Raw genomic sequence first — 24622 nt, forward strand, 5'->3', positions numbered from 1 at the left:
CTCTTCGTCTCCAAGTAAACTTTGTTTACTTGAATTTGTTGCTTTGAACAACTTATTTTCTAATGATTAATCAAACGAATGATTAATTATATCTTTGAAAGGAGGTGATCCAACCGCAGGTTCTCCTACGGTTACCTTGTTACGACTTCACCCTAGTTACTAAATCCACTGTGGAAGGTAGCTATTTTAGCATCCCCGCTTCGAATGAATTCAATTCCCATGGTGTGACGGGCGGTGAGTACAAGACCCGGGAACGTATTCACCGTAGCATTGCTGATCTACGATTACTAGCGATTCCAACTTCAAGTAGTCGAGTTGCAGACTACTATCCGAACTGGGAGATATTTTATGAGATTTGCTCCACTTCACAGTATCGCTGCTCTTTGTATACCCCATTGTAGCACGTGTGTAGCCCTGGCCGTAAGGGCCATGATGACTTGACGTCGTCCTCACCTTCCTCCTGGTTACCCAGGCAGTCTGTCTAGAGTCCTCAGCCGAACTGTTAGTAACTAAACACGAGGGTTGCGCTCGTTGCGGGACTTAACCCAACATCTCACGACACGAGCTGACGACAGCCGTGCAGCACCTGTATATAAGCTCTAGTAAACTAGCACTCTTCTATCTCTAAAAGATTCTTATTATGTCAAGGCCAGGTAAGGTTCTTCGCGTATCGTCGAATTAAACCACATGCTCCACCGCTTGTGCGGGTCCCCGTCTATTCCTTTGAGTTTTAATCTTGCGACCGTACTCCCCAGGCGGCACACTTACTGTGTTAACTGCATTACTGCTATGTCTAGCATAGCAACAACTAGTGTGCATCGTTTAGGGCGTGGACTACCAGGGTATCTAATCCTGTTTGCTCCCCACGCTTTCGCATCTCAGCGTCAATAATGTTCCAGTAGATCGCCTTCGCAATCGGTATTCCTTCTGATCTCTACGGATTTTACCCCTACACCAGAAATTCCATCTACCTCTCCCATATTCTAGGTCTGCAGTTTTGGAAGCAGTTCTATGGTTAAGCCATAGGATTTCACTTCCAACTTACAAACCAGCCTACATGCTCTTTACGCCCAGTGATTCCGAGTAACGCTTGCACCCCCCGTATTACCGCGGCTGCTGGCACGGAGTTAGCCGGTGCTTATTCATATGATACCGTCATTATCTTCTCATATAAAAGGAGTTTACGCACCGAAATGTGTCATCCTCCACGCGGCGTTGCTGCATCAGAGTTTCCTCCATTGTGCAATATTCCCCACTGCTGCCTCCCGTAGGAGTCTGGACCGTGTCTCAGTTCCAGTGTGACTGATCATCCTCTCAAACCAGTTAGGCGTCATTGTCTTGGTGAGCCATTACCTCACCAACTAACTGATACCGTACAGTCCCATCCCAAAGCTATAAATATTTCCCTTGCTTACTTATGTAATAAAGGCATATAGAGCATTACAAGTCGTTTCCAACAATTATTCTCTTCTTTGGGGCAGGTTAACTATATATTACTCACCCGTGCGCCACTTAGCTGACAATATTAGCAAGCTAATATCCGTTCTCGTTCGACTTGCATGTGTTAGGCACGCCGCCAGCGTTCACTCTGAGCCAGGATCAAACTCTCCATAAATAAATATAAAAGCTTACGCTTTTATACTTTGGTGTTTAATCTTGACTTTTAAGTATTTACCTAAAAATCACTAAGTCTAGTTAAAGACTTAATTATATTATTAGTGTTTTCAGATTAAAGAGAGATTATTCATCTCTCGGAAAACTCTAAGTTTATAGACGAAGTTTATATTATTATATATATAGTAAACTATATATAAAACTCTATTATTCTTCTTGTATCTAGTTTATAAAAATTACTCTCATAATTCTTTTAAACTTGATTTATTTATCAACATTATATTTTTTAAAGATCATTTTAATAACATTTTCTCTTTACTTAAACATTTAAGTAAGTGTTTTACTGTTATTGGACGCGAATTATAATAGATTTATTTCTCTTTGTCAAGGGTTTATTATTAAATATAACTTAAATTTTAAAAATATTTTTTATTTATAGTCAAACACTATAATTTATGACTGTTTTCTAAAGTTTTAAAGTATATATCTATAAAAACTTTTAACTTTTTTAGTTCTTCTTTATGATCACAACAATTTATTCTTTTATCAGTAACATATTTTAGATAAACTAAATAGATTTTTTTACTTTGTGTAATTTTATTTCGTTTATATAATTCTAAACTGACTGCTGCATTTATAAAACCTTTTAATACTAAACAATAATTATTTTTCATTTTTCTAATTGGAAACCATAATTCTTCTAAAGTTTCATGTGCATCATAATATAATTTTTCATTAACAAGTTGTTTAAATTCTTCTATCTCTTTCATCATCTAATTTTAGCTATTTAAATAAGAATAAAAATTAAACTATCTATTCAATGTAAATATTTTAAACTTATTTTAAACACTATTTGTTAGTATCGTTTTATGAATATAGGTCAAGAAAAATTAAAATCAATACTATTAACAAATGAGATATTTATTCAAATTATAAATTCGTCATTATCTGATATCGAATATATTTATTTATCTGGAAATCCACATCTAACACAATCACAAATAGACTATCTTTTTTTACAAAATATTGACAGTGTTAATATAAATTTATTGAGAAATGAAAATTGTTCAAAAACTAAAATAGAGAAATTTATTAATTTGGATGATAAAATATACAATATTGCAATTGCTCACAATAGAACAATTTCACAAGATATCATTGCTAAGCTCATGGCCTTTAATGATGCAGATGTAAAACATAGTTTGAAATTTAATAATCTAATATAATGTTACATAAAAAAAGGGGAGCTGGTTTCGCTCCCCTTCTTTTCTTAAGTTGAATAGTTCTAATTATTCAACTTCTGCATCAATGATGTCATCATCATCTTTTTTCTTTTTTGCATCAGCAGGATTAGCACCAGTAGCTGCAGGATCTCCACCCTCTTTTTTGTACATTGCTTCTGCTAATTTATGAGAAACTTCTGTAAGTTTTTTAAGTGATTCTTCAATTTGCTCTTTAGTAGCAGATTCATCTTTTAATAACTCTTCAAGTTCTGCTGCCGCATCAACAATTGCTTGCTCTTCTTCTTCAGAAACTACACCTTTATTTTCTTCTAAAGATTTTTTAGTTGAATGAAGCATAGCTTCTGCTTGGTTTTTAGTTTCAATTAATTCTTTTTTCTTTTCATCAGCTTCTTTATTAGCTTCAGCTTCATTTACCATTTTTTCGATCTCATCATCAGAAAGTCCAGATGAACCAGAGATAGTAATTTTGTTTTCTTTACCAGTACCTTTATCTTTAGCAGATACATTTAAAACACCATTTGCATCAATATCAAATGTTACTTCAATTTGAGGTACACCTCTAGGAGCTGCAGGAATATCAGAAAGTTCAAATTGACCTAATGATTTATTATCTTTAGCAAATTCTCTCTCACCTTGTCCAACCATAATAGAAACAGCTGGTTGATTATCTTGAGCTGTTGAGAAAACTTGTGATTTTTTAACAGGAATTGTTGTTCCTTTTTCAATAAGTTTAGTCATAACTCCACCTAAAGTTTCAAGTCCAAGTGATAAAGGAGTAACATCTAATAAAAGTACATCTTTTACATCACCTTTTAAAACTCCACCTTGGATAGCAGCACCAGCAGCAACAACTTCATCAGGATTTACTGAGTTATTTAACTCTTTTCCAAAATACTCTTTAACAACTTGTTGTGCTTTTGGAATTCTTGTAGATCCACCAACCATAATCACTTCATTAATCTCATCATTATCTAAGCCCGCATCATTCATAGCTGTTTTTATGTGCGCTAATGTTTCAGAAACTAAATCATCAGTCATAGACTCAAATTTTGCTCTTGTTAAAGATTTTACTAAGTGTTTTGGTCCTGTTGCATCAGCAGTGATAAATGGCAAGTTAATTTCTGTTTCAGCAGTAGCACTTAACTCTTTTTTCGCTTTTTCAGCTTCATCTTTAAGTCTTTGATGTGCCATTTTATCAGCTCTTAAATCAATTCCAAACTCTGCTTGGAAATCATCTGCTAACCAATCAATAATTCTATTATCAAAATCATCTCCACCTAAGAAAGCATTTCCATCTGTTGAAAGTACTTCAAATGTACCATCACCAATTTCAAGCACTGTAACATCAAATGTACCACCACCTAAATCATAAACGATAACTTTCTCTTCACCTTTTTTATCTAAACCATAAGCAAGTGCAGCTGCTGTTGGCTCATTGATAATTCTTAAAACATTTAGACCTGCAATAGTACCAGCTTCTTGAGTTGCTTTTCTTTGTGCATCATTGAAATATGCAGGAACTGTAATAACAGCATCTGTTACAGTAGTACCAAGATAAGCTTCAGCATCTGTTTTTAATTTTGTTAAAATCTTTGCAGAGATCTCTTGTGGTGTGTATGTTTTACCATCAATTTCAACAGCCGCTGCTCCATTTCTATTTACGATTTTGTACCCTACTTTATCCATAGCATCTTTTGCATGCTCTTCATCCATCATAAGACCCATAATTCTTTTGATCGAATAGATAGTTTTTTCAGGGTTTGTAATCGCTTGTCTTTTTGCAGGATCACCAACTAATACATCACCTTTATCTGTGAATGCAACAATTGAAGGTGTTGTATTTTTACCCTCTTTATTTGATATAATTTTAGCTTCTCCACCTTCGTATACTGCTACACAAGAGTTTGTTGTTCCTAAATCTATCCCTATTACTTTACTCATTTTTTTTCCTTATTATTAAAATTTTATTTTTATTTCTTTCATTAATAGTTTTTTGACATTGCGGTCATTTTATTTGATTTATAACTATCTAGCTAGCTACACTTACCATCGCTTCTCTTAAAAGTCTATCTTTAAATTTATACCCTTTTTGCATCACCATAACAATTTGTCCTGATTCTACATCTTCACTTGGAACTTGTTGTACAGCATTATGATAATCTGGATTAAACTCATCATACTCAACTTCAGTGATATCATGTTTTTCAAATGCTTTATTAAATGCTTTTACTGTAAGTTCAAAACCCTCTTTTAATTTTTCAACAAGAACTTCTGCTTCAATATCACCATTTGCACTTAACATAGCCATTTGCATAGCATCTATTGGAGCTAATAAATCTTTAGCAAATTTTTCACTTGCGTAATCAATTGCATTGTACTTTTCTTTTTCAAGTCTTTTTTTAATATTTTCAAAATCAGCATGTGTTCTTAAAAACTTATCTTCTGCTTCTTTTGCTCTAGCTTCTGCATCTGCAACTTTTGCTTCCATTTTTGCTTTGAATTCTTCATCTAATGATGCGAATTTTTCCTCATCTGTTACTTCTGTTTTAGAAATTTCTTCAACCTCTACATTTTCTACTTCTTCAACTGTTTCAGTTTCAATGTTTTCTTTATTTTCTTCTGTACTCATTTTATATAATTCCTTTGTAAAAATATTCGTAATCTTTGGATAACTCACCAATTACTAACATTTTGAATTTTTTCTCATTTATTATTACTTCATGAACTATTCCAATATAACCATGTGGTAATATTTGGTTTAATCCTTCACTTCCATGAAAATATATATTAGGATCAATTCTATCCATTATATTTCCATTAAGAAATTTACTTATATCAATCTCATCCAAATCATAATCAACACAAAGTCGTAAAAACTCTTTTATATTTATTATTTCAAAATCTCTATTGAAAAGGTATTTCTCAAGTTCTACAAATAGTTCCGTTGCTCCAACTTGTTTTGCAATTTCCAAAACATTAAAAGCTTCCAAGTCACACATATCATTTAAAAATTTATCTAATGCATTGTTATATTTAATAGTAATTGAAAATGTACTAAATTCTAAAAGCAGATAAAGATTTTCAATATTTAAAACTCTATGTAAAACCTCTATTTGCTGCTCTTTTAAAAAAACAGTCAGCCCAATCTCTTTAGCTTGTAAATTCAATCTATTATAATTAACAATATCAAGTCTAATATTTAATCTACTTGACCAATATTCTTTTAATGCTTCAGTTGTAGGAGTTCTCCCACTACTTGCATGTTCTTGAGCAAGATAACCCTCATCTCCTAACTTTTTAAAGTATCCTCTAATAGTTGCAGGTGAATAAGCTATATCATACATAGATTTTAATTGTCCAGAACCAATTGGTTCTAAATGTTCAATATATGCTCTTATAATAGAATCCAATAAAAACTCTTTTTTATTAATCATTGTATACCATTTTTCTTAATTTGGCACTATAAATCTTTAAGTGCTAATAAAATTATAGCAAATGAGTCTATAAATGTCAAGTATATTTTATAATTATTATATTTTTTAGCAGTTTTTAGAGTTAAGTGCTAATTTAGTATTATTTTTTAAGGTAAGTATAACTACTAAATTAATTTAGCAGTTATATTTTTATTATCGAAAATTATCGAAAACTAATGGAGCTTTTAAGTCTTCTAATGTTTTTAAATGTTTCATCACTTTTTGTAAATCATCAAGATTTTTTCCACTTACACGGATCTCTTCACCTTGATTTGTAGCTGTTACTTTAAGTTTCAAATTTTTAATCTCTTTTTGAATAATTTTCGCTTCGTCTGCTTCAATAGTATCAACTATCTTATATGAAAATTTTCTATTATTTCCACTTGCATCTTCACTTTTTAATTCTTCAAGAGAATTTATAGATACACCTCGTTTGTTCATTTTAGAGATTAGAATATCTTTCATTGCATCAACTTTATTATCACTGTCGCTTAATAAAGTTAATACTTTTGCACCCATATTTAAATCAATCTCTTTTGTTAGACCCTTAAAATCGTAACGATTATCAACTTCTTTTTGGGCTTGAACAATGGCATTTTTCATCTCTTGCATATCTAACTTTGCAGATATATCAAAACTATGTTCTTTTGACTTTGCCATAAAAGTTACCTAGTCTTGTCTAGAAGTTACTTCTAATAAGTGGTATCCAAATTGTGTTTGAACTGGACCATGAACCACACCAACTTCATCGTTAAATACAACTTTATCAAATTCAGGAACCATAGCACCCTGACCAAATGAACCTAAACTTCCACCTTCATTTCCAGATGGACATTGAGAGTATGATTGTGCTGCTTCTTCGAAAGTTGTATCTCCGTTTTCTATTTGTGTTTTCAAGTCTTTACAAACTTGTTCATCTTCTACTAATATATGTCTTGCTGTTGCTGTTGCCATTTCTTATCCTTTTTATTTTTGTACATTATACCTATTTAATATAATATTTTATTAAATATAATTATTCACTTTTTGTTACTAATGATAAATTATGAAATGAATATTTCTGCAAAATATCCAAAACCTTTACAACTCTTTCGTATTGTACATCTTTATCAATTCTCACTATCACAGGTTTGCCATGTTCTATTGAATTTGAAAGTTGTTTATCAAAATTCTCAAAACTTACCTTTTGCCCTAAATAAGCTAAACTATTTGTTGAAAGTTCTACTGTTAATTGTTTTATTTCCACTTCTAATTCTTTTGCACTTGCATTTGGCAACTCTAAATTTAAGGCAAGTTCCTCTTTTTTAAATACAGAACTTACTATAAAAAATATTAATAATATAAAAACGATATCAATAAGTGGAGTAATATCTGGAGTTAATGGTGTTCTATTCTTTCTCATTGAATTTTATCTAATACTACTTTTTCTAATTTTATTTCCATTTTATCTAAACTACCTATAAAATAGTTATATCCGATATAATGGGGAATAGCAACAATAAGTCCAGCGACTGTTGTAATAAGAGCAATACTAATACCACTTGAAAAAACAGTAGGATCTCCCAAACCTAAATGGCTAATACTATCAAAAGAGTTTAAGATACCTATAACTGTACCCAATAAACCAATTAAAGGGGACAAAGAAGCAATAATTTTAATAGTATTTAATCCAACTTCGATATTATTTACTTTTAAAGCGATGCTTGATTTAATTTGAGCTAATTCATAGTTTTGTGTTAATTTTAATTCACTGATAATTTCATTTGCAACTGTATTTATATTTTGATTTGTTATGAAAAAGACAAAACTTTTCCATAACATAATTGTAATCCCTATAATATTCATAAATATTAAAATATTAACAATAATTCCACCACGCTCAATGTAAATAAATAACTCCATATTTTTACTTCAAATTTTCTAAAAAGTCTTCTGCATTTTTAAAGCCAATAATTCTTTGAGAAACTCTCTCTTTTCCATTTTCATAAAAAATCATAGCAGGTGGACCAAAAAGATTAAATTTTTTCATTAATTCTTTATCATTACTCGTATTTTTTGTTACATCTATTTTAACAAGTTGGTAAGATGAAAGTACTTCAAGAACTTTTGGATCTTTGAAAGTGATGTTGTCAAACTCTTTACAACTCACGCACCAAGTTGCCCAAAAATCAATCATCACAGGTTTTGAAGATTTTTTTACAACATCTTCTAACTCTCTTATATTTGTTACATACAACCAATCAAGTTTATCTTTCTTGGCTACAGAGGCACCACCTTTAAAATTCTCTAATGGATCCAAAACATTGGTTGAACCACTTACTGCACCTGTAAAGACAATAACACCATAAATAAAAATAATAGTCGTGATAAGTTTTACAAGAATATTTTCAAATACTTTTAAATATATAGCTGTTCCTAATAATAGAAATGAACTTAAAAACATAAAAGCGATAGAAGGGATAATTCTTTCTAACATCCATAATGCAATAGCTAACATCACTATTCCAAATATTTTTGTTACAGTTTCCATCCATCCACCAGGCTTTGGCATATATTTTCCAGCGCCTACTCCAATGGCAAGCAAAGGAAGTCCCATACCAATACTCATTACAAATAAAGCAGCTCCACCTAAAAATGCATCACCTGTTTGACCAATATACACTAAAGCTCCTGCTAAAGGTGGTGCTACACAAGGCCCTACAATAAGTGCAGAAAAGAATCCCATCACAGCAACACCAGCTACTCCACCGCTTTTACTACTATTTTCACTTGTTTTATTTAATTTAGTTTGCCAACTTTGAGGTAGTCCTATCTCAAAATAACCAAACATTGAAAATGCTAAAAGTATAAAAATACCTGCAAAGATTGTTATAACTAAAGGATCTTGCAACATAGCTTGAAGATTTGCTCCAAATAAACCTGCTAGTACTCCTGCAATTGTATATGCTACACTCATAGATAGTACATATACAATTGATAAAAACAATCCTTTCGATGCAGACATTTTACCACCTTCTTTATTTGACTGTTGAACTATGATACTTGATAAAATAGGAATCATTGGAAAAATACAAGGAGTTAATGAGAGCAAAAGTCCAAATCCAAAAAAAGTAGCCAATACAAGTATAATACTTCCGTCTTTTAAAGTTTGAGTAATTGTATCTGTTTCATTTGCTGACATATCAACTTTTTCAGTTTCTATTTCAATATTTTTAGTTGTTGTCTCTTTTTGTGTTTTCGTAGGATTTATACCATTATCAATTTTAATTGACTCTGTCATTGGAGAGTAACAAAGACCTGCTTTAGAACAACCTTGATAGTTAAATTGTAATTCAAAAGATTCTTTTCCAATTTTTTCTTCTATCAAACTATAAGGTACATCAATTTTCAAACCATCAAAATGAACAACAAAACCATCATAAGTCACAGGTTTTGGAAACTCTAGTTCTTTAGTTATGTCTATATTTTGTGGTACAATCAGTACTTGTAAAAATTCATCATACAAATATATTGTTTTATCTAATTTAATATTTATTTCAAGACCTTTTTCAGCCTTTGTAATTGAGGTTTTAAACGCCTCACTTGGTTCTAGAAAATCATTTTCATTTGCAAATAGTGATACTATAAACAATACTAATAATAAGATTTTTTTCATCTGTTTACTCCAATAGAAATTTGGCTTTATGATAACAGATTTAGATTAAGATTCTATGAATAGATAAGGGTAGTTTATTTAATTATTTTAGATACTCAAGTAAAGTGCATAAGATAAACACTTTACTTGTAAAATTTTATTATTTAGATTTTTCTAAAGCTGCAATTAGAGCATCAACATTTTCTTTTGGAATATGTACTTTCCATTCAGGTTCTTTACCTGTTAATGAAATACCAATACTTGTAACATCACCACTTCCTGCACCATAAGGTTCTGTTATATGAGAAACACTTATAACACCTTTTTTTGTATTTGCTAATGCGATTTTTTCTATTTCTGTTGTAGTTGACATTTTGTTTCCTTTAATATTTATTTTAATGTATTAATGATACTCTTAATAGTATTAAATTCAATTAAAAAATAAGAAGTAAATTTTTCAAAAGAGATATTACTGAAGTAATCTCATAATATCATTATAAACACCCAAAGACATAAGACCTAATAAAATTGCCCAACCAGCTGCTGTAAGTGCTATAAGTACCTTATCACTTGGTTTTCTTTTTGTAATCATCTCATAAAGATTAAACATAATATGTCCACCATCAAGTGCCGGTATTGGTAAGAGATTTAAAACACCTAAATTCACAGAAATCAAAGCCATAATAGTTAATAAAGCAACAAAACTAGACTGACTTGCATCAGATATCACTGTACCGATACTAATCACTCCACCTATTTCACTACTAGGAACAATTCCTTGGATCAGTTTCTGTACTCCTAAAAATATCATTTTACTAGATTCTATTGTTTTATCATAAGCAAATGAGATAGATTCTAATGGCGAATAAAAAATTGTTACAACTTTAGGCGCTGGTGCAATCCCTATCATCCTTTTTTTAATTTTTTCTTTAAATATATTTTCAGAATTACTCATTTTTGGAAAAATCATAAATGATTTTACTTCATTATCTCTACTAACTGTAAAGTGTAGTGCTTTATTGGAGTCTTTAATAATATGACTTAAATCATCCCAAGTTTTGATCTCTTCATTATTGATTTTTAAAATTTTATCATTTTTCATCAAACCTGCTTTTTGTGCAGGTGAATTTTCTATCACTTTGCCAATAGTAGGTGAAAGATGATTATTTCCTAATAGTCCTATCCCTATGTATAATACAAACGCCAATAAAAAATTTGCAAAAGGACCCGCTAATAAGATAAGTATTCTTTGAAATGGTGTTTTTACATTGTAGCTATCACTATCATTATTTGCTAAGGCAGGATTTAAGTCCTCTTGACCTTTCATCTTTACATATCCACCTAAAGGTATCATAGAAAAAGACCATTCTGTCCCTTTCCATTGCTTAGAGATTAATTTTTTTCCAAACCCTATAGAAAATACATATACTTTTACACCTAAAAGTCGTGCAACTGTAAAATGACCTAATTCATGAATGAAGACTAAGATTGATAATACAATCAGAAAAGTTATAAAACCCAAGTTTCTTCCTTATTTTAAATAGTCTCTTATATACTCATATCCTGAGTAAAGAGTAAGAAATACGGCAAACCACAAAAGCTCACTTGCATATGGCCAATTCATAATTAAAAAACCAATTGCAATCATCTGAACAACTGTTTTTATTTTTCCTGCCATTGTTGAAGCTACTGATTTTCCTTCAGAAACTGCAACAACGCGAAGACCTGTAATAAAAAATTCTCTTGAAAGTATTAAAAATATAGCAAAAGCACTTACTCTATCCATCGCTAATAAACCAATGAAACCAGCCAAAACTAACATTTTATCGGCTAAAGGGTCTAAAATACTCCCAAGTTTTGTCATCTGATTCCAGCTTCTTGCAATGTAACCATCAAAAAAATCAGTTACAGAAGCTATCACAAAAATAAGCCCAGCAAAATAATCAAACCAGCTAGGATGCCATCCATCAAAAATAGGATTTGATTGATCTACCATAAACCACAACATCAAGGGAGCTAACAGAATTCTAAAAGCTGCTAAGATGTTCGGTAAATTTAAATTTTTTTCTTTTTGTTTTATAGTATTTTTTTCTGGCATTATTTTTTGAAAGTTGTTCCACCATCAACAAGAAGTGTACTACCTGTAATCCAAGAAGCTTCATCACTACATAAGAAATAACAAGCCGATGCTAAATCTTCTGGTTGTCCCATTCTACCTAATGGAGAAAGTTCAGCAGTTTTAGCAGCTACCTCTTCATAGTTTGTAAATGCTTTTAAAGCATCTGTATCAATTGGTCCACCTGAAACGGCATTTACTCTAATATTCATACTACCAAGTTCAGTTGCAGCATACCTTACCATCGCTTCAACTGCAGCTTTATTTGTACCGTGACCTGCATAGTTTTCTATATAAACTAAATTTCCAGTTGAGCTTAAAGATACCATTGCTCCACCACCATTTTTATCCATTCTTTTTGCAGCTTGTTGTGAACAACAAACAAAAGCATCAACAGTAGCTGTATAAATATTATTTAAACCTCTTGGTTTAAGTTTCATATATTTACCATATCCACCTACAACTGGTCTACCATATATCATCGCATTTGAAATAAAGTAATCGATAGTATCAAAGTCTTTATCAATCTCTAAAAAAAGCTCTTTTGCAGTTTCTGGCTCTAAAATATTGTATGGGTAATATTTAGCAGTAATACCATATTTTGATTCTAAATCAGCAGCTATCTCTTTTGCAATCTCTTCATTTGAGTTATATGTGAAAGCAATATTGATACCCTCTTTTGCAAATCGATAAGCACATGCTTTACCAATACCTTTAGTTGCTCCTGTAATTACCAGTGTTTTATTTGACATTCTTATTCCTGTAGTGATATTAAATCTTGAATTTTTCGTATCATAGCTAAAATCAGTTTTTAGTTTGCTAAATTACTTTTTTTATTAATTATCAATTGAATTTATAAGTGTTTTAAACTCCGTATTATTCTTTTTATTCATATAATTATTGTATACAAAATAATTTGCAAGAACTTTTTTCCCATATTTTTTTGTTTCATCATAAGGTATAAGCTCCATACTTAAAAATGGTTCATACTTACCTTTTTTAAATAATGAACCTTTTAACAATCTTTTTGTAAAACCAATTCCTCCATTGTAAGCATAAGCTACAAACAAAGGATTTTTTAGATTTTTCTCCAAATAGTTCAAATGATGATTTGCATATTTTAAATTTGTTTGGGCATCAAATTGTTCATCTATATAATATGGCTCTTTTAACTCTTTGGCAATTGCTCGACTTAAAAATGGCATAATTTGCATAGTACCTAAAGCATAAGCAGATGAGATAGAAGTTGGTATAAATCTACTCTCTTGTCTTCCAATTGCATAAACTAAAGATTTTCTATGTACACTTCTCCCCTCCAAATAATTTTCATAAGGCATAACAAAATATGATTTTTTATATCGATGATATCTCTCTTTTACAAAAGCTAAGTGACCTAGTGTTTCTTTTGTTGTAAACATATTTTGATATTTATTCAGCTTCTTATCATCCATTTTTTTACTTTCTGATAAAATCTTTAACCAGCTAAATGGATCTTTTATATCATAATTTGAAACTACATTTTTATTTTGTTTTAAAGTATACACAATATTTTTGTGTTTGGTTCCGAGCATATCATTTGCATATAGTGAATAAATATTTACATCCCAACTTTGAGATAAAAGAGTTAAATACTTTTTATCTTTAGTAAGTTGATATTGCCAAAAAACAATATTGTCTTTTTGCATTTGATAATATGCTTTGTTATAAGCATTTTCTAAATAAACTAAAGCCAATTGCTCTTTGTTATGTCTGATTGCATTAATTGCTAAATGAAAAGTAGATTTGTAATCTAATCCTTCTGGATTTAATTTTAAAAGTGATATTTGTGCTTTTCTCATATTTAAGTTTGTCACAATGAGTTTAATAGTTTGCCTAAATTTTTTATCTTTTTTGAGCTTTGTAAGTAATTTACCTGAAAAATAATGATTGAAGTTTTTCACACGATATGCACCACCACATTCATTAAAAGTATCAAAAAAAACTTCTTTGCTACTTTTTTCTAAAATTTTAAATGGCGTGTCTGACTCTAATATTTTTAGTATTTTAGAAAATTCTGCATATTCTTTCTTTGATTTTTTGATTATTTTACGAAGGTTTACTTTCGATAACTTTGTTGCTTCGTAAGTACTAAGTCCCGCTTCAATACAATATGCTTCTTTATTCAATAAATTTTTTGTGCTTGATCTCATACATTTTTTGTATTCTTGCAGATTGACATCTTTCGACTTGTCAATGTATCTATAAAGTATTTGATTGTTTAGATATCTTACTTGTGAAAGTGCTTTATTTGACTCTTCTGCTGTGATGTTTTTATTTAAATATCGCCAAATATAAAAATCTTTGGCAAAACTTTTAGGCTGTTTTTCTAGCCATTGCATTGTTATTTTATCATCAGAAAATCCAAAAAGTGTTGTCACAAATATAAGTAAAGATAAGATTAATAATTTCATAATATTCCTAGAATTTTTTCAAATCTTAACATTAAAAACTTTAATACTATACTAATAGTTTTTATTAGTATGTTTTAGTTTGAAACCATTATATCTTTTATATATTTAATTATTATTTCAAATAAGGTAAGAGTTTTTCTACACAAAGTCCCATTGCAGTAGATTCATATCCATCTACACTTTTGATATATGGTTTACAAAAACCTTCTACCATTATAGCACCTGCTTTTCCCATACACTCACCACTTGTGATATATTCGTTTAAATCTTCTTCATCGAATTTTTCAAAATGGTATGTTGTTCGAGAGATATCTTTTATGTAAGTATCTTTTGATTTAAAAATCATACAAGAAATTATAGTGACTTCATTTCCACTTTGAAGTTCTAACATTCGTCTTGCATCGTCATGATCTTTTGCTTTTCGTAAAAGTTCATTATTGGCAGTGACTACTGTATCAGCTACTAGCAATGGCATATCATCACAACCATATTTTTCATATAGTTCATCAAATTTTCCAGTTGTTGCTATATCGACAAATTGTGTTGGATTTGTTGTAGTGATTTGTTCTTCATCAAAGTTTCCACCTTGTTGAACAAACTCTACTCCTTGGGATTCAAGGAGTAAAGCTCTTGTTTTAGAATTGGATCCTAGTCTAATCAAGAGATTTGAACTTATTTTTGAGTTGCTGTAATAGCTACAAGGTTAGCAATATCTTCTACTGAACACCCTCTTGATAAATCATTTACTGGTTTGCTTAAACCTTGAACGATTGGTCCATGAGCAGCAGCTCCTGCAAATCTTTGAACTAATTTGTATCCAATGTTTCCAGACTGTAAATCAGGGAATACAAGTACATTTGCTTTACCAGCTACTTTTGAACCTGGTGCTTTTTTAGCTCCTATCGCATCTACGATAGCTGCATCTGCTTGAAGTTCACCGTCAAAAGAGAAATCAACTCCTCTTTCTTCTAAAATATCACAAGCATATTGTACTTTATCAACTAATGGATGTTTTGCAGATCCTTTTGTAGAAAATGATAACATGGCAACTCTAGGCTCTAAACCAACAACAGAAGAAGCAGTAGCAGCTGTAGCACTAGCGATATCTGCTAATTGCTCAGCATTTGGTTCTGGATTAACAGCACAATCTGCAAATAAGATAAGACCATTGTCTCCAAAACTACCATCAGCTGTTTCCATTACAAATGTAGATGAAACAGTATTGATTCCTGGAGCAGTTTTGATAACTTGAATAGCAGCTCTTAAAACATCAGCAGTTGGAGAATTTGAACCAGCAACTAAACCATCAGCATCACCTAGTCTTACCATCATACAACCAAAAAATCTAGGCTCTGTAGTCATGATTTCTGTAGCTTCCTCTTTTGTTAAACCTTTTTTCTTTCTTAGTTCAACTAATTCATCAACATACGCTTCTAAATTGTCAGAAAATTTAGGGTTCACTATAGTTGCACCTTCTATATTTGCTCCACATTTAAGAGCGTCTGCTTTAATTGTATCTTCATCACCAATTAAAACAACATTTGCTGTTTTTTCTTCTAATACTTGCTGAGTTGCTAAAAGTACTCTTTCATCTTCTGACTCTGGAAGTACGATAGTTCTTAGTTCTAGTTTTGCTTTCTCTTTGATATTTTCAATTAATCCCATGTGTTAACCCTTTTTTATTTATTGATCTATTTATTTTTTGAAGTTGCATCATTTTTGGCTACAGTTATCTCTTTTTGATATCTATACACCATAAAATCAAACATTTTTGCATTTTGGTTTTTACTAAAGAACAGTATCATCTCTACAATTCGCCATGAAACTTTATAGAAAGCGACAAATGGTACGAAGTAACTAATTAATGTTTCATATCCTCTATTAGGATAATATTTATCAATCTCTAGTTTTAACTCCGCTAAGACTTGATGTTCTTTACTCATTGTATCTACATCTGTAGATTTTAAAATATTTAAAGCAATAATTAAATTTACTAAAAACATCATAATGTTTAAACCCCAACCATACATAAATATCTGACTATAATCCATACATTCTCCATTTTGATTTGAATTTTCAGTATATCTAATTATCATTATTTTTGATATAATACAAAAAAAATAAGAGGATTTAAAAGATGAATGGGAAAAATCGTAGCAATATAAAAGCAGGTTTAAAAGTAAATATTGTACTCAAACAAGATCAAAGAAGTGGTAAACTCACTCAAGGTATTGTAAAAGATCTACTTACAAATTCAGCAACACATCCACACGGAATAAAGGTTCGACTTACAAGTGGTGAAGTTGGAAGAGTTCAGGAAATTTTATAACTGTATTATGTTATTTGACGGATTTAAAAAAGAGGGAATCGAGTTTTTAAAAGAGTTAGAAAATAACAATTCTAAAGTTTGGTTTGAAAATAATAGGCACATTTGGGAAAAATATATTCTAGCACCAAACAAAGCTTTTATCGAAGATATGGGCGATACTTTACAGATTTTAGTTCCAACAATCAAAGCACTTCCTAAAGTGTCTGGATCACTTTTTAAAATATATAGAGATACTAGATTCAGTAAAGACAAAACACCAATGAAAGATAAAATAGGTTTACTTTTTTGGCAAGGTTTAGGGCATCGTATGCAAAGTTCTAGCTTTTATATGCACTACACCAAAGAGAACTATTTTGTGGCTTCGGGTATTCGAGGGTTTAAATCACCTTTATTAAAAACATATAGAAACTATATAAAAGATGAAAAAAACAGAATCTCTTTAGATGCTATTTTGGAAGAGTTAAAACTAAAAGGTTACGATATTACACAAGAGAAATACAAGCGTATTCCTAAAGACTTTCACGGAGATGAGAGTTATTTATATATGACAAAATTTGATTCGTTATTTGCTTATAAAGAATATAAAATCGATGAGATATTTTACAGTGTAGAATTACTCGATAAACTATTCAAAACATATGATGATATGAAAGATTTACAACAATGGGTTTATGAGATGACCCTTACACATAAAGAAAAATAAACAATAAAGAGAACTATGAAAACAGAAGACTTACAAAAACTATTAGAGAAAAATTCACTTAACCTTACACATGAATTCAAAAGACTTTTTCACGGTCGTGGTGCATTGTTTGGTGAGCAATGGAAATTTTTGACAATAGATTCTATTGATACCATTTTGAGTGTTGCTTTTTATTTTCCTATTGACGAAAATGAAGAGATAGAACTTTTAGAGATGTTAAAAGATTATTTAAGCACTTCTAGACACAACACTTTGGTTTTACAAAAAAGATATATAGCACAATCTCCAACAGAAGTTTTAGTAGGTAGATTACCAAACGATCTTTTTGTAGTAGAAAACGGACTTAAAATAAAACTCAATTTACAGTCAAATCTAAATAGTGGATATTTTCCAGATATGAAAAAAGGTAGAGAATACATACAATCAATTTCAAAAGATAAAAAAGTATTAAATCTTTTCTCTTATACTTGTGGTTTTAGTATAGCCAGTGTAAGTGGTGGTGCTTCATCTGTTGTTAATATGGATATGGCAAAAAATGCTTTAAATACCGGTCGAGAAAATCACAGACTCAATAATCTTGATACAAAAAAAGTCAAATTTCATCCGCATAATATCTTAAAATCATTTTCAAGAATCAAAAAAGATGGACCTTTTGATATCATCATCATAGACCCACCTACTCTTCAAAAAGGAAGTTTTGAAGCTACAAAAGATTATGACAAAATCATCAAAAGACTTGATACATTTACCTCATCAAATGCTATCATATTGGCTTGTTTAAATAGTCCAGATTTAGATGAGAATTTTATCATCAATATTTTTAAAGAGTATGCTCCAAATTTTTCATTTGTGAAAAGACTAGATAACCTTGAAGAGTTCAAAAGTTTAGATGAGAGTCGAAGTTTAAAAAACCTTATTTTTCAAAAAGAGAGTTGATCTCTTTTTAAGAAGATTATTTTATATAGTTTGAGATGGTTTTTTTTAGTTTTTCTTCTACTATTTTTTCATCTACCTCATCGTTTTCATCTATTATTTTAGCTAACTCTTTATGGAGTTTAAAGTAGTTGTCTATCTCTTCATCCTCTAGTAATATAAAAACACGATTGTATTTGTTTTTATTTTTTTCTCTTAAAAGCATTAAATTTAAAACAGCTGTTGCAATACCCATAGCAACAGAAGACAATATATAACTCATCAATGAATCTTCCATAGTTGGGTTGAGTATAAAATAAATAATGATTACAAACAATGATATATGACCAAAAAATATAAAAAAGTATGGCACTTTTTTATTTGAAAGTGTTTCATCAATCTTGTTATTCATCAAAGATACTTTTTTATCAAGCTTAGTATTAAGTCCTTTTAATTTTAAAAGTCCCGATAATATCACTTTATGATTGAGAAGTGCAAGTTTTTGTTGTGCTATAAAACTATTGGGCTCAGAACCCAAAAGATGCATATGCGTTGAAATGTCACTATAACCTTTAATAGAATCAGCTGTTAAATCTATATTTTTATATTTCAATTGAATAGTCCTTTTATAGTATAAATAGTTGGGATTTTACACTTTTCTTCTTGTGATTTTTCTGATGATTCTTCATTAATATAACAATCAAATCAATCATTTGCTAAAATATATTTTTTATAATATAATATGCGTATAAAGTATACGCATAAAGGATACACTATGACAATGGTATATAATAAAGAAGCTAAGAAAAAAAATACAAATTTAAGTATAAATTCTGATTTACTTCAAAAAGCAAAAGAAAACAATATCAATCTTTCAAGTACTTTGGAAAAAACACTTGAAAATGAAATAAGAGAAAAAGAGATGCAAAAATGGCAAGACTTAAATAAAGATGCAATAGATAGCTATAATAAAAGAATTGAAAAAAATGGTTTATTTAACGAATCGTTTAGGAGTTTTTAATGACACAATTTGATGTTTTTATAAATAAAAATATAGATACTAATACACAAATACCTTATCTTTTAAATGTACAAAATGATATTTTAAATAATCTTTCAACTACTGTTGTAATACCACTTATTTCAAATATAAAATCTATTTCAAATTTAAATCCAACTTTTGTAATTGAATCCAACAAAGTAATTATGTCTACAACAGAAATAGGTTCTATTCCGATATCTTATTTAGGGGAAAAAGTATGTTCTTTAACTGATAAAAGAACAGAAATTATCAATGCAATAGACTTTTTAATAACAGGATACTAAATGACACAAATACAATACAACGAAAAAGTAGAACTTTTAATATCATGGTCAAAAGCATACTATGTAGATGACAACCCAATAGCAACAGATGAAGAATATGATATCTTAAATAGAGAGATTCTAGCATACGAAAAAGAATATCCTAAACATACACACCCAAACACTCCAACACAAAGAGTTGGCGGTTTAGTTTTAGAAGGATTTGAAAAAGCAAAACATCTTAGCCGTATGTGGTCACAAGAAGATATATTTAATACTGGTGAATTAGAAGACTGGATAAAAAGAGCTAGTAAAGTTGTCGATAGACATACTATGTCTTTTGTATGTGAACCTAAATTTGATGGTGCTAGTTTAAATATCATTTATGAAAATGGAGTTTTAAAACAAGCTATCACTAGAGGTGATGGAAGTATCGGCGAAGATGTAACACAAAATGTAAAAACAATTCACTCTATTCCACTTAGTATTGATTATAATGAGCTTATTGAGATACGAGGTGAGATTGTTATCAAAAAAGATGATTTTGAGAAGATAAACCAGCAAAGACTCCAAGATGGTGAGCCACCATTTGCAAACCCACGAAATGCAGCTGCTGGAAGTTTACGACAACTAGATAGTGCTATAACTGCAAAAAGAAAACTCTTTTTTAATGTTTGGGGTATAGGGGAAAACACTTTAGAGTTTGAAAAAAGTAGTGAGGCTATTAGTTTTATTCACTCACTTGGATTTGCAAAACCACCTATTCAAACACTATGTAAAACTGTTGAAGAGATAGAAGCTGTATATCACGAAATCATCGCCAAGCGTGAGAGTATCTCTATGGGTCTAGATGGTATGGTTATCAAAATAGATGACTTGTCAGCTCAAAGTGACTTAGGATATACAGTAAAATTCCCTCGATGGTCTTGTGCATATAAGTTTCCAGCAGTTGAAAAAACTACAAAAGTTTTAAGTATTGCACTTCAAGTAGGAAGAACTGGAGCTATTACTCCTGTGGCAAATGTAGAGCCAACACTTATCGATGGTTCTACAGTTGCAAGGGCTACACTTCATAACTTTGATGAGATTAAAAGACTTGACTTGAAACTAAACGATGAAGTTATTATCATCAAAAGTGGAGATATCATCCCTAAGATTACAAAGGTATTTACCGATAGAAGAGATGGAACACAAATAGATATCACGCCACCTACAAACTGTCCAGAATGCAATAGTGAACTTTTAGTAGAAGATATCCTTATCAAGTGTCAAAACCTTGACTGTCCTAGTCGAGTAGTCAATAGTATCATCTATTTTGCTAGTAAAAACTGCATGAACATAGATGGTTTAGGTATCAAGATAGTTGAGCTTTTAGTAAACAAAAAAAAGATAAAAGATGTTTTAGATTTATATAGTTTAAAATATGAAGATTTAGAAGGACTAGAAAGTTTTAAAGAGAAAAAAATAAATAACCTTCTAAATGCCATAGCAAATACTAAAAAAACAGAACTTCATAGGGTAGTAAATGCTTTAGGTATTGAACATATTGGGGAAGTAGCTAGTAAACAAATCTGCCTAGAATTTGGAGCTGATATTTTAAATGTTACTAGTGAACAACTAGAAGCCTTAGATGGTATCGGTGAACAGATGGCAAATAGTTTACTCGAATTTATCCGAGTAAACAGAGCGCTTATGGAAAAGCTATTTGAAATCATCCAGCCTACTATAGAAAAAAAAGTTGAAATAGATGAAAACCCATTTAAAGATAAAACAATAGTACTAACAGGGACAATGAGTGTAAGCCGAGGGATAGTAAAAAAAGAGCTCGAATCTCTTGGAGCAAAAGTATCAGGAAGTGTTTCTAAAAAAACAAATTATCTTATCTACGGTGAAGATGCTGGAAGTAAATATGACAAAGCAGTGAGTTTAGAAGTAAAAACACTTACAGAAGATGAGATGAGAAAAATATTAGGGGAATAGTGATTTTTCACAAAAGTCTAAAAATAAGTAAAAAATAGCTATAATAAAATTAAAATGTTACAAAATAGGATAAATATGTATGATGTATTAATTATAGGTGGTGGAGCAGCAGGTTATGGATGTGCTTTAACTCTAGCATCAGTAGAAAACACACAAGAATGGGCAAAAGAAAAAAAATACCTTATGATAGATAATGGTAAAAGCGATATCTTAAACGCAAGCTTTTTCAATCTAGCTGGTGTACAGTTTGGTATAGGTGGAGATGAGTTATATGCAAAGATGCAAACACAACTCAAAAACTTCAAATCTTGCGAAACAAAAAATGACACAGTGACAAAACTAGAAAAAGATGGTGAACTTTTTACCGTAACTACTCAAAACGAATCATATACAGCAAAAGTAGTTGTAATAGCAACTGGTATGCATAAGTTTGAAATCAACTGTGACTTAACAAATGTTATTACACACACAGATGTTATGAAACCAGGAAAAGTAGCACTTGATAATAACGACAATAAAATTTCTGAAAACTTATATGTTGCAGGACTTGCGAGTGGTGCTAAAACTATGTTTGCAATTGCAAATGGGGAAGGTGCTAAAGTAGCTTGTGAGATTTTCAAATCATGGACAGGAAAATCTGCTGTTGCACATGATACTATCAAAGATAAAATAGTATGACACAAAAAAAAATCTTTCTTACGAATGATGATGGCTGGGATGCAAAAGGTTTAGAAAAACTTATCATTGCACTTCGTCCATTAGCACAAATCATAGTTGTTGCACCTGCAAATGAAAAATCTGCATCAGCTCATAGTATGACACTTACTCGACCTATGAGAATGGTAAGTGTTGATGATGATTTTTACAAAATGGATGATGGTACACCAACAGACTGTGCTTTTATTGGTCTAAACAATTTATTTGACGATGACAATAAACCAGACTTAGTAATTTCTGGTATTAATATCGGTTCAAATATGGGTGAAGATATCACTTATAGTGGAACAGTTGCAGGTGCTAGTGAAGCTGTACTTCAAGGAGTTCCAGGAATTGCAATTAGTCAAGTTTTCAATGACCTTAACAATGCAAATAAAAATGCATGGGAATATGAACTAGCAATGAAAACTATTCATGACTTAGCCAAAAAAATATTAGAGGGTGGTTTTCCTTTAGGGGAAAGAAAGCTTTTAAATATAAATATACCACCATGTAGCATTGAAGAGTGTAATGGTATTAAAATTACTAAAGCTGGATATAGAGAATACGGAAACGATTCTCATATGCATAGAAATCCAAGAGGTGAAGAGTTTTACTGGATAGGATTGCATCCACTTATTTGGCAAAGTGATGAGAGCAAAAGTTGTGATTTTGAAGCAGTAAAAGAAAACTGTGTTTCAATCACACCAATTCAACTTGATATGACAAGTTACAACGATATAGATAAATTAAAAGGATGGATAACAAATGACTAATTTTACAGAAGCATTAAATAACGATATAAAAAAACTAGTAGGTACACTAAAAGATGAAGAGCAATTAGCTGAAGTTTTAAAAAGAAAACTTACTAAAAAAGAATTAAAATATTACAAATTAAAAATTGAAAATGCTGATGATACAACTATGATGAAAGAACTTCAATGTGATACTGAAAGATTTGAAGCTATTAAAAAACAAACAATTGTAAAACTAAACCAAGAAAAAATAAAAAAAGAGTTAATAATAGTATGAACCCTATAAAAACACTTGTTTATTTTGCTATCTCTTTAGCATTATTTACAGGTTGTACATCAAAAATAGAACAAAAACCATCAATATCTCAAGCAAATTTAAAAACTGTAAAATGGGAAGAGATAGAACAATTTAAGGCAGATAACCATTTAAAAGCTTTAAAAGTGTTTGTTAAAGATTGTAAAGCATCAAAAAAAAACCCTCTATTAACTAGAGTATGTACTCTTGCAGAACAAAAGAGCAGTTTTGAAAACCCTGAGGAATTTTTTATAAATAATTTTCAACCTTACAAACTTATATCTGATGAGGGTGATGATGAGGGTTTAATAACTGGATATTATGAACCACTTCTCCAAGGAAGTTACTACAAAACAAAAAGATTCAAATATCCTGTATATTCTGTACCACAAAACCTTATCACAGTAGACTTATCAAATATATACCCAAGCTTATCAAACTACAGACTACGAGGGAAAATTGTAGGGAATAAACTTGTTCCTTATGATTCAAGAGAAGAGATAAATTCGATTGATTATCGTACTACTAAAAATCTCACTCCAATTTGTTTTGTAGATGACAAAATAGAACTTTTCTTTTTACAAATACAAGGAAGTGGAAAAGTACAACTACCAAATGGAAAATTTATCAATATAGGATATGGAGCACAAAACGGTCACCCTTATTATGCAATTGGTAGAAAACTCATTGAGATGAATGCTATTAAAAAAGAAAATATCTCTTTACAATCAATTAAAAAATGGCTTTTAGCCAATCCATCCGAAGTCGACAATCTTTTAAACCAAAATCAAAGTTATATATTTTTCAGAAAAAGTACAAAAACAGCAACAGGAAGTTTAGGCACACAATTAACTGCAAATAGAAATTTGGCTGTTGATCGCCAAAATATACCTCTTGGATTTCCTGTTTTTATAAAAACAACCGATCCTATTACAAAACAGCCAATTCATAAAACGATGATAGCAGCTGATACAGGTGGAGCAATCAAAGGTAAAATAAGAGCAGATTTCTTTTTTGGTAATGGAGAAAAAGCAAGAGAACTAGCAGGAAGAATGAAACAACAAGGTGAGTTATTTCTTTTCATTCCCAAACAACAAGATACAAAGGACTAAATAT

Annotated in this window: 29 protein-coding genes and 1 rRNA gene; 11 read left to right on the forward strand and 19 right to left on the reverse strand. The window is 30.6% G+C overall.

The features are described from left to right. Positions 1-97: 97 nt before the first annotated feature. Together ACMCMH_RS02985 and ACMCMH_RS02990 are read right to left on the reverse strand one after the other, a co-directional pair. Positions 98-1615: ribosomal RNA gene (locus ACMCMH_RS02985) — 16S ribosomal RNA — on the reverse strand. Between the two features lie 445 nt (positions 1616-2060). Further along, entirely contained in the window at positions 2061-2387 is a 327-nt protein-coding gene (locus tag ACMCMH_RS02990) for a DUF309 domain-containing protein (RefSeq protein WP_412726943.1), read from the reverse strand. 96 nt (positions 2388-2483) lie between these two features. Here ACMCMH_RS02990 and ACMCMH_RS02995 point away from each other — a divergent pair, with 96 nt between their 5' ends. Then, a complete protein-coding gene (locus tag ACMCMH_RS02995; protein ID WP_412726945.1) occupies positions 2484-2840 on the forward strand; it encodes a hypothetical protein in 357 nt (118 codons plus the stop codon). Between the two features lie 63 nt (positions 2841-2903). Here the strand turns inward: ACMCMH_RS02995 and dnaK are convergent, their stop codons facing one another. The 16 genes from dnaK to ACMCMH_RS03075 all read right to left on the reverse strand — a co-directional run bounded on the left by dnaK (position 2904) and on the right by ACMCMH_RS03075 (position 16582). Then, positions 2904-4799, reverse strand: a complete 1896-nt coding sequence (dnaK, locus tag ACMCMH_RS03000) for a molecular chaperone DnaK (protein ID WP_412726947.1) — start codon at positions 4797-4799, stop codon at positions 2904-2906. A gap of 88 nt (positions 4800-4887) precedes the next feature. Then, positions 4888-5487, reverse strand: coding sequence for a nucleotide exchange factor GrpE (locus tag ACMCMH_RS03005; RefSeq protein WP_412726949.1), 600 nt, complete (start codon positions 5485-5487; stop codon positions 4888-4890). 1 nt (position 5488) lies between these two features. Continuing rightward, positions 5489-6292, reverse strand: coding sequence for a heat-shock protein (locus ACMCMH_RS03010; protein ID WP_412726951.1), 804 nt, complete (start codon positions 6290-6292; stop codon positions 5489-5491). A 192-nt stretch (positions 6293-6484) separates the two neighbouring features. After that, positions 6485-6991, reverse strand: coding sequence for a YajQ family cyclic di-GMP-binding protein (locus tag ACMCMH_RS03015; RefSeq protein WP_412726953.1), 507 nt, complete (start codon positions 6989-6991; stop codon positions 6485-6487). Positions 6992-7000: 9 nt separating this feature from the next. Then, complete coding sequence (locus ACMCMH_RS03020; RefSeq protein WP_412726955.1) at positions 7001-7285, reverse strand: peptidylprolyl isomerase; 285 nt, start codon at positions 7283-7285, stop codon at positions 7001-7003. Between the two features lie 61 nt (positions 7286-7346). Beyond that, entirely contained in the window at positions 7347-7733 is a 387-nt protein-coding gene (locus ACMCMH_RS03025; RefSeq protein ID WP_412726957.1) for an ExbD/TolR family protein, read from the reverse strand. Continuing rightward, positions 7730-8233, reverse strand: coding sequence for a MotA/TolQ/ExbB proton channel family protein (locus ACMCMH_RS03030; protein WP_412726959.1), 504 nt, complete (start codon positions 8231-8233; stop codon positions 7730-7732). The genes ACMCMH_RS03025 and ACMCMH_RS03030 overlap by 4 nt, the downstream gene beginning before the upstream one ends. Before the next feature lie 4 nt (positions 8234-8237). Then, positions 8238-9986 (reverse strand): protein-disulfide reductase DsbD, encoded by a 1749-nt coding sequence (gene dsbD, locus ACMCMH_RS03035; RefSeq protein ID WP_412726961.1) that lies wholly within the window; start codon positions 9984-9986, stop codon positions 8238-8240. Between the two features lie 139 nt (positions 9987-10125). Beyond that, a complete protein-coding gene (locus tag ACMCMH_RS03040) occupies positions 10126-10338 on the reverse strand; it encodes a hypothetical protein (RefSeq protein WP_412726963.1) in 213 nt (70 codons plus the stop codon). Positions 10339-10434: 96 nt separating this feature from the next. Beyond that, positions 10435-11487 carry an RIP metalloprotease RseP gene (gene rseP, locus ACMCMH_RS03045; RefSeq protein WP_412726965.1) on the reverse strand — a complete coding sequence of 351 codons (1053 nt, stop codon included), beginning with the start codon at positions 11485-11487 and terminating at the stop codon, positions 10435-10437. Positions 11488-11496: 9 nt separating this feature from the next. Beyond that, entirely contained in the window at positions 11497-12063 is a 567-nt protein-coding gene (gene pgsA, locus ACMCMH_RS03050) for a CDP-diacylglycerol--glycerol-3-phosphate 3-phosphatidyltransferase (RefSeq protein ID WP_412726967.1), read from the reverse strand. Further along, positions 12063-12833: an enoyl-ACP reductase gene (locus ACMCMH_RS03055; RefSeq protein WP_412726969.1), complete on the reverse strand. Its 771-nt coding sequence runs from the start codon at positions 12831-12833 to the stop codon at positions 12063-12065. Before ACMCMH_RS03055 ends, pgsA begins: the two co-directional genes overlap by 1 nt. 84 nt (positions 12834-12917) lie before the next feature. Further along, positions 12918-14531, reverse strand: a complete 1614-nt coding sequence (locus ACMCMH_RS03060) for a lytic transglycosylase domain-containing protein (RefSeq protein ID WP_412726971.1) — start codon at positions 14529-14531, stop codon at positions 12918-12920. A gap of 112 nt (positions 14532-14643) precedes the next feature. Continuing rightward, positions 14644-15192: a septum formation inhibitor Maf gene (gene maf, locus ACMCMH_RS03065; RefSeq protein WP_412726973.1), complete on the reverse strand. Its 549-nt coding sequence runs from the start codon at positions 15190-15192 to the stop codon at positions 14644-14646. 11 nt (positions 15193-15203) lie between these two features. Beyond that, positions 15204-16196, reverse strand: a complete 993-nt coding sequence (gene pta, locus ACMCMH_RS03070) for a phosphate acetyltransferase (protein ID WP_412726975.1) — start codon at positions 16194-16196, stop codon at positions 15204-15206. A 26-nt stretch (positions 16197-16222) separates the two neighbouring features. After that, on the reverse strand, positions 16223-16582 hold the full coding sequence (locus ACMCMH_RS03075; protein WP_412726977.1) for a hypothetical protein: 360 nt from the start codon (positions 16580-16582) through the stop codon (positions 16223-16225). Between the two features lie 86 nt (positions 16583-16668). Here ACMCMH_RS03075 and ACMCMH_RS03080 point away from each other — a divergent pair, with 86 nt between their 5' ends. Genes ACMCMH_RS03080 through ACMCMH_RS03090 form a run of 3 tightly spaced genes read left to right on the forward strand, consistent with a single transcriptional unit; the run spans position 16669 to position 18499 of the window. Beyond that, the gene (locus tag ACMCMH_RS03080; RefSeq protein WP_412726979.1) at positions 16669-16860 is read left to right on the forward strand and encodes a YwbE family protein; all 192 of its coding nucleotides are present in this window, start codon (positions 16669-16671) and stop codon (positions 16858-16860) included. Positions 16861-16867: 7 nt separating this feature from the next. Beyond that, positions 16868-17563, forward strand: a complete 696-nt coding sequence (locus ACMCMH_RS03085; protein ID WP_412726981.1) for a TIGR02453 family protein — start codon at positions 16868-16870, stop codon at positions 17561-17563. A 15-nt stretch (positions 17564-17578) separates the two neighbouring features. Next, positions 17579-18499, forward strand: coding sequence for a class I SAM-dependent methyltransferase (locus ACMCMH_RS03090; RefSeq protein ID WP_412726983.1), 921 nt, complete (start codon positions 17579-17581; stop codon positions 18497-18499). Between the two features lie 16 nt (positions 18500-18515). Here ACMCMH_RS03090 and ACMCMH_RS03095 read toward each other — a convergent pair whose 3' ends face one another. Next, positions 18516-19088, reverse strand: coding sequence for a hypothetical protein (locus tag ACMCMH_RS03095; RefSeq protein WP_412726985.1), 573 nt, complete (start codon positions 19086-19088; stop codon positions 18516-18518). Positions 19089-19250: 162 nt separating this feature from the next. Between ACMCMH_RS03095 and ACMCMH_RS03100 the strand changes: the two genes are divergently transcribed. The 7 genes from ACMCMH_RS03100 (at position 19251) to ACMCMH_RS03130 (ending at position 24618) form a co-directional block, all read left to right on the forward strand. Further along, positions 19251-19496, forward strand: a complete 246-nt coding sequence (locus ACMCMH_RS03100) for a type II toxin-antitoxin system CcdA family antitoxin (RefSeq protein WP_412726987.1) — start codon at positions 19251-19253, stop codon at positions 19494-19496. Then, complete coding sequence (locus ACMCMH_RS03105) at positions 19496-19801, forward strand: CcdB family protein (protein ID WP_412726989.1); 306 nt, start codon at positions 19496-19498, stop codon at positions 19799-19801. The genes ACMCMH_RS03100 and ACMCMH_RS03105 overlap by 1 nt, the downstream gene beginning before the upstream one ends. After that, entirely contained in the window at positions 19802-21760 is a 1959-nt protein-coding gene (ligA, locus tag ACMCMH_RS03110; protein ID WP_412726991.1) for an NAD-dependent DNA ligase LigA, read from the forward strand. Between the two features lie 75 nt (positions 21761-21835). After that, positions 21836-22438: an FAD-dependent oxidoreductase gene (locus ACMCMH_RS03115; RefSeq protein ID WP_412726993.1), complete on the forward strand. Its 603-nt coding sequence runs from the start codon at positions 21836-21838 to the stop codon at positions 22436-22438. Next, a complete protein-coding gene (gene surE, locus ACMCMH_RS03120; RefSeq protein ID WP_412726995.1) occupies positions 22435-23232 on the forward strand; it encodes a 5'/3'-nucleotidase SurE in 798 nt (265 codons plus the stop codon). The genes ACMCMH_RS03115 and surE overlap by 4 nt, the downstream gene beginning before the upstream one ends. Continuing rightward, positions 23225-23488 carry a hypothetical protein gene (locus tag ACMCMH_RS03125; RefSeq protein WP_412726997.1) on the forward strand — a complete coding sequence of 88 codons (264 nt, stop codon included), beginning with the start codon at positions 23225-23227 and terminating at the stop codon, positions 23486-23488. Before surE ends, ACMCMH_RS03125 begins: the two co-directional genes overlap by 8 nt. Next, the gene (locus ACMCMH_RS03130; RefSeq protein ID WP_412726999.1) at positions 23485-24618 is read left to right on the forward strand and encodes a murein transglycosylase A; all 1134 of its coding nucleotides are present in this window, start codon (positions 23485-23487) and stop codon (positions 24616-24618) included. The genes ACMCMH_RS03125 and ACMCMH_RS03130 overlap by 4 nt, the downstream gene beginning before the upstream one ends. The last annotated feature ends 4 nt before the right edge of the window (positions 24619-24622 follow it).

Source organism: Arcobacter sp. 15-2, from assembly GCF_047159865.1.
GTDB lineage: Bacteria > Campylobacterota > Campylobacteria > Campylobacterales > Arcobacteraceae > JAIOSF01.